Annotated in this window: 6 protein-coding genes; 5 read left to right on the top strand and 1 reads right to left on the bottom strand. The window is 72.2% G+C overall.

Annotated features, from left to right (window positions below; genetic code table 11):
• Positions 1-72: 72 nt before the first annotated feature.
• Complete coding sequence (locus EES42_RS25720; RefSeq protein WP_124720612.1) at positions 73-636, bottom strand: carboxymuconolactone decarboxylase family protein; 564 nt, start codon at positions 634-636, stop codon at positions 73-75.
• 161 nt (positions 637-797) lie between these two features.
• Here EES42_RS25720 and EES42_RS25715 point away from each other — a divergent pair, with 161 nt between their 5' ends.
• From EES42_RS25715 to EES42_RS25695, 5 genes are all read left to right on the top strand, one after another.
• Entirely contained in the window at positions 798-1,238 is a 441-nt protein-coding gene (locus EES42_RS25715; protein WP_124720611.1) for a PPOX class F420-dependent oxidoreductase, read from the top strand.
• Positions 1,239-1,337: 99 nt separating this feature from the next.
• On the top strand, positions 1,338-2,585 hold the full coding sequence (locus EES42_RS25710; RefSeq protein WP_124720610.1) for an MBL fold metallo-hydrolase: 1,248 nt from the start codon (positions 1,338-1,340) through the stop codon (positions 2,583-2,585).
• Positions 2,586-3,017: 432 nt separating this feature from the next.
• Entirely contained in the window at positions 3,018-5,021 is a 2,004-nt protein-coding gene (locus EES42_RS25705) for a sensor histidine kinase (RefSeq protein WP_124720609.1), read from the top strand.
• A 7-nt stretch (positions 5,022-5,028) separates the two neighbouring features.
• Positions 5,029-5,463, top strand: a complete 435-nt coding sequence (locus EES42_RS25700) for a roadblock/LC7 domain-containing protein (RefSeq protein ID WP_072488891.1) — start codon at positions 5,029-5,031, stop codon at positions 5,461-5,463.
• A gap of 2 nt (positions 5,464-5,465) precedes the next feature.
• Positions 5,466-5,837, top strand: coding sequence for a DUF742 domain-containing protein (locus tag EES42_RS25695; protein WP_124720608.1), 372 nt, complete (start codon positions 5,466-5,468; stop codon positions 5,835-5,837).
• The last annotated feature ends 163 nt before the right edge of the window (positions 5,838-6,000 follow it).

Below are 6,000 nucleotides of genomic sequence, written 5' to 3'. Positions count from 1 at the left end.
GGTAGCTGCCATGGCAGCTACCCGCCGCGCCGGACGGGGAACCGGTGCGGCGGCACCGGCCGAGTTGCCGGGTCAGCGATCGGCGGGGCGCTCCACCTCGCACCGGTCCTTGAAGCCCTGACTGGTCAGCCCGAGGGCGGAATTGGTCCGGGAGCGCATGTTCTCCACCGCGACCATCGTCGTCAGTTCCACGAAGGCCGTCTCGCCGAGCGCGGTCCGCAGCCGCTGCGCCAACTCGTCACCGACCTCCGGCGGGGTGACGCTCATCGCCTCCGCGTACTCCATGACGTCGCGCTCCAGCGGGGCGTACACCTCGCTCTCCCGCCACACCGGCACATCGCGCAGCTTGCGCGGGTCCATGCCGTGCCGGTGGTTCTCCCAGTAGCCGAAGTCCATGCACCAGCCGCAGCCGACGGTGGCCGCGGCCGACATCACGGCCAGCGCCTTGAGCTGCGGGTCCAGCTTCTTCCAGCGCCCCACCGACAGCTCGAAGCGGGCACCGGCCCACAGCACCCCGGTGTGGTGGGCGGCGGCCCGTAGCGGATCGATGACCTTGCCGTACGTCCGGTTCGAGTACCACGAAACGGCGCGGAAAAGGAGGGTGCGGGGCGGGTCGAGCGGGATGCGGGCGGTCATGACCGGTCTCCTTCGATACGGCTCGGGTGCCGCCCGGCGGCCTTGCGGACACCGCCGGACGGGCTGTTTCCACCGGTACGACGGACGCGGGGGTCCCGGATGTGACACGGCGGTGCGGCCGGATCCGGAATCCTGCGACGGGTACGGACGTTGGATCCGGCATGACGGCATTCGACGCACGGCAGGAAGCGCTGCTCGGGCTGCTCGCCGAGGAGAACGGCGGAGTGCTCGTGACACTCAGGCGGGACGGCAGGCCCCAGCTGTCCAACGTCAATCACTTCTACTACCCCCGGGAGCGCATCGTCCGCGTCTCGATCACCGAAGACCGGGCGAAGACCAAGAACCTCCGCCGCGACCCCCGGGCCGGCTACCACGTCACCAGCGCGGACCGCTGGGCGTGGACGGTCGTGGACGCCACCGCCGAGCTGTCCCCGGTCGCCGCCGATCCGCACGACGCGACGGTCGAGGAGCTCATCGCGCTCTACCGCGACGTCCAGGGCGAGCACCCCGACTGGGACGACTACCGCGGCGCGATGGTCCGGGACCGGCGCATCGTGCTGCGGCTGCACATCGAGCACGTGTACGGGCAGCCGCGTGGCTGACCCGGCCCGCTCCGGCCGTCGTTCCCCCGGACGCTCCGCTCTCGCTCCTTCGTACCCCCGCCCATAATGAGACGACACCGATTTCCCCAGGGAGATGCTTTGACCGGCGCCGACCCCTTGCCTCCGCTCCGCACCCGGCTGCGTACGCTGCGCCCCGCCGCTTTCGGCGCAGACCCGGGCGGTGCCCGCATGGAGCGCATCCGCCGTTCGCCCAACTTCGCCGACGGCGTCTTCCAGAACCCGGTGGGGGCGCGGACCAGGCCGTCCGGATCCACCCTGGAGTTCGCGAAGGTCTATTTCCGCAAGGAGGAGCGGGCACGCAGGGCCCCGGTCGGCACCGTGCCCGTCCACGCCACCACCTACGCGGACCTCGCCGAGACCCCCGCCACGGGGCTGCGGCTCACCTGGATGGGCCATTCCAGTGTGCTCGCCGAGATCGACGGCCGACGGGTGCTCTTCGACCCGGTGTGGGGCGAGCGCTGCTCGCCCTTCGCCTTCGCCGGGCCCAGGCGGCTGCACCCGGTGCCGCTGCCGCTGGCCGCCCTCGGCCCGGTGGACGCGGTGGTGATCTCCCACGACCACTACGACCACCTCGACATGCCGACGATCCGCGCGCTCGCCGGTACCGACACGGTGTTCGCCGTCCCGCTGGGGGTCGGCGCCCACCTGGAGCGGTGGGGCGTGTCCCCCGACCGGATGCGCGAGCTCGACTGGAACGAGACGACGAAGATCGCCGGGATCAGCCTGACCGCCACCCCGGCGCGGCACTTCTGCGGCCGTGGCCTGCGCAACCAGCAGCACACCCTCTGGGCGTCCTGGGCCGTCGCCGGCCCCGAGCACCGGATTTATCACAGCGGCGACACCGGCTATTTCCCGGGCTTCAAGGACATCGGCGCCGAACACGGCCCGTTCGACGCGACGATGATCCAGATCGGCGCCTATTCCGAGTACTGGCCGGACATCCACATGACCCCGGCCGAGGGCATGCGGGCCCATCTGGACCTCCAGGGCGGCGAGCCGCTCGGGGCGATGCTGCCGATCCACTGGGCCACCTTCAACCTCGCCCCGCACCCGTGGGCCGAGCCGGGCGAGGGCACCCTCGCCGCCGCACAGGACGCGGGCGCCCGCGTCGCGCTGCCGCTGCCCGGCGAACCCTTCGAGCCCACGGCGCAGACCGTTCCCGATGAGCCCTGGTGGCGCGCGGTGGCTCCGCAGCCGATCGAGCAGCGGCCCGCGGCGGCGGCCCGGATCACGGATCTGTCGGCCGACCTGGCCGGCGGTACGGGCCGGGCGTCGGACGGCGAGCCGGCGGAGGCCGGCCACGCCGAGGTGGCGCCGACGGCGTAGCACCGTCCGGTCGCGGCGTACGCTCCGCGGCCGGCCGTCCCGGCGTACGGGCACGGCGCCCGGACCGCCGCGTACAGGACACGCGTGGCACATTCAGACGGCTCGGCCCGTCCGGCACGACCGGACGGGCCGAGCCGTTTCGTGTGCTCATGGGCTCATTCCGATCGGCCATTCGGGTGTCGGAGGGCCAGGTGTCAATGCAGAGTAATCGGTCCCTTGTGTGAGCGGTCATACCAGAGCGGGACGGATGGCGGGCAAGTTCGACAACTGCCCGCCGCACCCGCGTGATTGACGACTACCGTGTGTGGCCGGTGATCAACGGTGGGCTCATGACTTTCGAGCCTGCCCGACCGATGAACCGAGCCTGACCGACCACCGTAGGTGCCACCGCATGAACGCCGATTCCTGGTGCCCCACGTACCGAGGACAATGATGTCTCAACTTCGCGCACCCGAAGCGCGACCGGAACGCCGAGAGGGCGGACGGCACGGCCGACCCGGTGCCCGTTCCCACTCGGCCACGGCCAGGCCGCGCGCCGCCCAGCTGTCCCCCGAGGCGCGTATACGCCCCCAACTCCTGCGCACCGCGGTACTGCCGACCGTCGTGGCGGTACTGAGCGGAGCCGCAGCGGTCATCTTCACCGCCCGCTCCGGCGCCCGCCTCTCCGGCGAACTCTGGATCGCGCTGGGCGTCGCCGGAGCGCTGGCGCTCGCCGCGGTCCTGGCCGCGTACCTCGCCGCCAACCGCGTCGCCACCACCGTCTTCGGCCGCTGCCTGGCACTCCGTCGCACCAGCGCCCAGGGCCAGGCCGAACTGCAACGGGTGGTGGAACAGCTCCGCAACGGCGAACCGGTGTCCGCGCGCAGGCCCGCACCGCCGTCGGCTCCCGGCAGCGACGCCTTCGAACTGCTCGCCCAGGAACTCGACCGCCAGCAGGAGGCCGCCGTGGCGGCGGTCGTCCAGGCGTCCCGGCTCTCCGACAACTCCGGCGAGGACCAGAAGGTCGAGGTCTTCGTCAATCTCGCCCGCCGGCTCCAGTCGCTGGTGCACCGCGAGATCCAGCTGCTCGACGAGCTGGAGCACGAGGTCGAGGACCCCGATCTGCTCAAGGGCCTCTTCCACGTCGACCATCTCGCCACCCGCATCCGCCGGCACGCCGAGAATCTCGCGGTCCTCGGCGGCGCCGTCTCCCGGCGGCAGTGGAGCAACCCGGTCACCATGACCGAGGTCCTGCGCTCGGCGATCGCCGAGGTCGAACAGTACCCACGGGTCAAGCTCGTGCCGCCGATCGCCGGCACGCTGCGCGGCCACGCCGTGGCGGACGTGATCCATCTGCTGGCCGAACTGGTCGAGAACGCGACCGTGTTCTCCGCCCCGCACACCCAGGTGCTGCTGCGCGCCCAGCAGGTCACCGCCGGACTGGCCCTGGAGGTGGAGGACCGGGGACTCGGCATGCCGGGCAACGAGCAGAAGCGGATGAACGCCCTGCTCGCCGACCCCGACCAGGTCAATGTGGCCCATCTGCTCCAGGACGGCCGGATCGGGCTGTTCGTCGTCGCGTCACTGGCCCGCCGGCACGGCATCGCGGTCCGGCTGCAGAGCAACATCTACGGCGGCACACAGGCCGTGCTCGTCCTGCCGCAGTCCCTGCTCGGCGTGGACGGGGACGCTCCGGCCGAGGGCGGCTCGGCCCCGGTCCCGCCCCCGGGCCCCGTACACCGCCCACCGGCCGAGGACGCAAGGGCCGGCCACCACAGGCCGGCCCCGGGCCTGAACCCCGACCCGGCGCCGAACGCGAGCCTGAACCCCGGTCCGGGCATCGCACCGGGACCGCAGGCGAACACCGTCCGCCAGCCCTACGTCCCCAGCCAGCCGCTGCGCCTGCACCAGCCGCCGCAGCAGCAGGGACACGGCGGCCAGGGACACGGCGGCCAGGGGCAGGGCGAGGCGCCACCGCTCCCGCTGCGGGCCGAGCGCCCGGACCGTCCCACCCCGGCCGAGGCCGTCCCCGGAATCCGGACCGCGGACGACGTCCCCGACGCCTCGCACTCCGAACCCGGAGTCGTGCGCGGCACCATGGGCCGGCCGCAACTGCCCAGGCGCGCCAACCAGGAGCACCTGGTCCCGCAGCTCAGGGAGGCACCCGCCCCGCGCAGCGACGACGAACAGGCCCTGCACGACCCGGGACTCATGGCGGCCTTCCGGCGCGGCATCGAACTCGCCGAGGCCCGCAGCGAAGCCGAGGCCGACACCGCCCCGGAACCGGAGACGGGCCTCGGGACGGCGGCGGACCCGCAGGCCTGGCAGCCCCGCGCCCCGCTCGAACCGCTGCCGGTACGCGGACTCACCGCGACCGCCGCCCCGTACCCCTCGGGCCCGGCCCAGGACGCGGCCCCGGTCGATGAACCCCTCGAAACGAACACCTCCAAGGAGTAGATGCACCATGGCGACCGATATGCCGTCCGGTCAGGTCTCGGACCTCGACTGGCTGCTGAGCGGACTGGTCCAGCGCGTCCCGTACACACGCAGCGCGGTTCTCCTCTCCGCCGACGGGCTGGTGAAATCCCTTCATGGCATGGACGCCGACAGCGCCGACCACATGGCCGCGCTGGCCGCCGGTCTGTATTCGCTCGGCCGCAGCGCGGGCGCGCGCTTCGGCGACAGCGGCGAGGTGCGGCAGGTGGTGGTCGAGCTCGACTCGACCCTGCTGTTCGTCTCCACCGCCGGTTCCGGTACCTGTCTCGCCGTGCTCGCCGGCCGCGAGGCGGACGCGGCGGTGCTCGGCTACGAGATGACGATGCTGGTCAAGAGTGTCCGGCCCTATCTGATGACGCCTGTCAGACAAGCGGCCGGGACACCGGGCGCCACGGGGCTGTGAGGGTGTCGGTCCCGCAGGACGGGCCACTGCTCGACGACGCGGCCGGCCGGCTGATCCGCCCGTACACCGTGAGCAACGGCCGGACCCGTCCCACGACCGTGCTCGATCTGCTCTCCCTGATCATGGCCACGGGGACCGAGCCGCAGACGCATCTCGGTCCCGAGCACTCCGTCGCGCTGGGGCTGTGCGGCGGCCCGACCTCGGTGGCCGAGATCGCCGCACATCTGCGGCTGCCCGCGGTCGTCACCAAGGTGCTCGTCTCCGACCTGGTCGACTGCGGGGCAGTGACCGCGCACCCACCCGCCTTCCACGACATGCCCACCGACCGATCTCTGCTGGAGGCAGTGCTCGATGGCTTACGACGACAGCTCTGACGGCTTCGGCAGCTCCGCCGTGTACGACAACAACGCAAGCCCCGAAGGCTTCGGAAGTCACGAAAGCCAAGGAACCCGAGCAGCCCACGGAAGCCACGGCCGGTCCGAGGGATACGGCGGCCCGGAGAGCCACGGGCAGCCGGGGAACCACGGGGAGGTGCAC

Source organism: Streptomyces sp. ADI95-17 (genome assembly GCF_003846175.1).
Classification (GTDB): Bacteria; Actinomycetota; Actinomycetes; order Streptomycetales; family Streptomycetaceae; genus Streptomyces; species Streptomyces sanglieri.
The sequence above is the reverse complement of the archived record's forward strand: the minus strand, read 5'-3'. Positions and strand labels throughout refer to the sequence as shown.

What these genes read in the sequence shown, in the direction of transcription:
- EES42_RS25720 (WP_124720612.1), bottom strand. Translation starts at nt 636, where the DNA reads ATGACCGCCCGCATCCCGCTCGACCCGCCCCGCACCCTCCTTTTCCGC.
- EES42_RS25715 (WP_124720611.1), top strand. Translation starts at nt 798, where the DNA reads ATGACGGCATTCGACGCACGGCAGGAAGCGCTGCTCGGGCTGCTCGCC.
- EES42_RS25705 (WP_124720609.1), top strand. Translation starts at nt 3,018, where the DNA reads ATGTCTCAACTTCGCGCACCCGAAGCGCGACCGGAACGCCGAGAGGGC.
- EES42_RS25700 (WP_072488891.1), top strand. Translation starts at nt 5,029, where the DNA reads ATGGCGACCGATATGCCGTCCGGTCAGGTCTCGGACCTCGACTGGCTG.